General features: G+C 55.4%; 1 rRNA gene. It reads right to left on the reverse strand.

The features are described 5' to 3' along the window. Positions 1–40: 40 nt before the first annotated feature. Positions 41–2,616, reverse strand: a 23S ribosomal RNA gene (locus DKG75_RS22585); the annotation flags it as partial.

Genomic DNA, 2,616 nt, shown 5'->3' on the forward strand with positions numbered 1-2,616 from the left:
TTCCTCGCCGGACATGACGGCGACTGCTTGCGCAGTCTTGCGATAGAGCTCTATCGAGCGATTAGTACCGGTCGGCTTCGCCTATTACTAGACTTCGACCTCCGGCCTATCAACGTGGTGGTCTTCCACGGCTCTCAGGGAGACCTGGTTTTGAGGTGAGTTTCCCGCTTAGATGCTTTCAGCGGTTATCTCGTCCGCACATAGCTACTCGGCCGTGCCGCTGGCGCGACAACCGATGCACCAGAGGTGCGTCCATCCCGGTCCTCTCGTACTAGGGACAGCTCCTCTCAAGTCTCCAACACCCACGGCAGATAGGGACCGAACTGTCTCACGACGTTCTAAACCCAGCTCACGTACCACTTTAATCGGCGAACAGCCGAACCCTTGGGACCTGCTCCAGCCCCAGGATGTGATGAGCCGACATCGAGGTGCCAAACGATTCCGTCGATATGGACTCTTGGGAATCATCAGCCTGTTATCCCCGGCGTACCTTTTATTCGTTGAGCGATGGCCCTTCCACACGGGACCACCGGATCACTATGACCGACTTTCGTCTCTGCTCGACTTGTTAGTCTCGCAGTCAGGCAGGCTTATGCCATTGCACTCGACAGCTGATTTCCGACCAGCTTGAGCCTACCATCGTGCGCCTCCGTTACGCTTTGGGAGGCGACCGCCCCAGTCAAACTACCCATCATGCAGGGTCCCGGATCCGGATAACGGATCGCGGTTAGAGGCCAGAGACCGCCAGGGTGGTATTTCAACGGTGGCTCCATGCGAGCTGGCGCCCACACTTCAAAGCCTCCCACCTATGCTACACAAGCGATCCCTAGCACCACTGCAAAACTGTAGTAAAGGTGCACGGGGTCTTTCCGTCTGACCGCGGGAACTCCGCATCTTCACGGAGAGTTCAATTTCGCTGAGCCGATGCTGGAGACAGTGGGGAAGTCGTTACGCCATTCGTGCAGGTCGGAACTTACCCGACAAGGAATTTCGCTACCTTAGGACCGTTATAGTTACGGCCGCCGTTTACCGGGGCTTCGATTCAATGCTTGCACATCTCCTCTTAACCTTCCGGCACCGGGCAGGCGTCAGACCCTATACGTCGTCTCTCGACTTCGCAGAGCCCTGTGTTTTTAGTAAACAGTCGCTACCCCCTGGTCTGTGCCACCCGCCTCTGCTTGCGCAAAAACGGGCACCCCTTCTTCCGAAGTTACGGGGTCAATTTGCCGAGTTCCTTCAGCATCGTTCTCTCAAGCGCCTTGGTATACTCTACCAGTCCACCTGTGTCGGTTTGGGGTACGGTCTATACGCGGGGGCTATTTCCAGGGACAGTTTCACCACGCACCCAATCCGATAAGGGCACATGATACACACCATCCGTCACCACCCGCAGGCCCAGGAATATTCACCTGGTTCCCATCGACTACGGCTTTCGCCCTCGCCTTAGGGGCCGGCTAACCCTGCGAAGATTAACTTTACGCAGGAACCCTTGGACTTTCGGCGTGAGTGTTTCTCACACTCATCTCGCTACTCATGTCAGCATTCTCACTTCCGATACCTCCAGGAGCCCTCACGGGTCTCCCTTCACAGGCTTACGGAACGCTCCGCTACCGCTCGCTTACGCGAACCCGCAGCTTCGGTGCATGGCTTTAGCCCCGTTACATTTTCGGCGCAGGCCGGCTTATTTAGACCAGTGAGCTATTACGCTTTCTTTAAAGGATGGCTGCTTCTAAGCCAACCTCCTGGTTGTTTTGGCCTTCCCACATCCTTTCACACTTAGCCATGACTTGGGGACCTTAGCTGGCGGTCAGGGTTGTTTCCCTCTCGACGACGGACGTTAGCACCCGCCGTCTGCCTGCCGGACTAAACTCGCTGGTATTCGGAGTTTGGTTAGGTTTGGTAAGTCTTTGGGACCCCCTAGCCCATCCAGTGCTCTACCCCCAGCGGTCATCATCCGACGCTCTACCTAAATAGATTTCGCGGAGAACCAGCTATCTCCGAGTTTGATTGGCCTTTCACCCCTATCCACAGCTCATCCCCGACTTTTTCAACAGGCGTGGGTTCGGTCCTCCAATGCATGTTACTGCATCTTCAACCTGGCCATGGATAGATCACTCGGTTTCGGGTCTGATCCTACGAACTTAGCGCCCTATTCAGACTCGCTTTCGCTGCGCCTACACCTAACGGCTTAAGCTTGCTCGTAAGACCAACTCGCTGACCCATTATACAAAAGGTACGCTGTCACCCAGGACGAACCTTGAGCTCCAACTGCTTGTAGGCATCCGGTTTCAGGAACTGTTTCACTCCCCTTGTCGGGGTGCTTTTCACCTTTCCCTCACGGTACTGGTTCACTATCGGTCACTGAGGAGTACTTAGGCTTGGAAGGTGGTCCTCCCAATTTCAGACAGGATTTCACGTGTCCCGCCTTACTCAAGGATGCATGCTCTTTCTACTCGTACGGGGCTATCACCCACTATGGCCGGCCTTTCCATGCCGTTCCGATTCTTAAGCACACACCACTGGCCTGGTCCGCGTTCGCTCGCCACTACTAACGGAGTCTCGGTTGATGTCCTTTCCTCCGGCTACTTAGATGTTTCAGTTCGCCGGGTTCGCTTC

This window comes from Zavarzinia compransoris (assembly GCF_003173055.1).
GTDB classification, from domain to species: domain Bacteria; phylum Pseudomonadota; class Alphaproteobacteria; order Zavarziniales; family Zavarziniaceae; genus Zavarzinia; species Zavarzinia compransoris.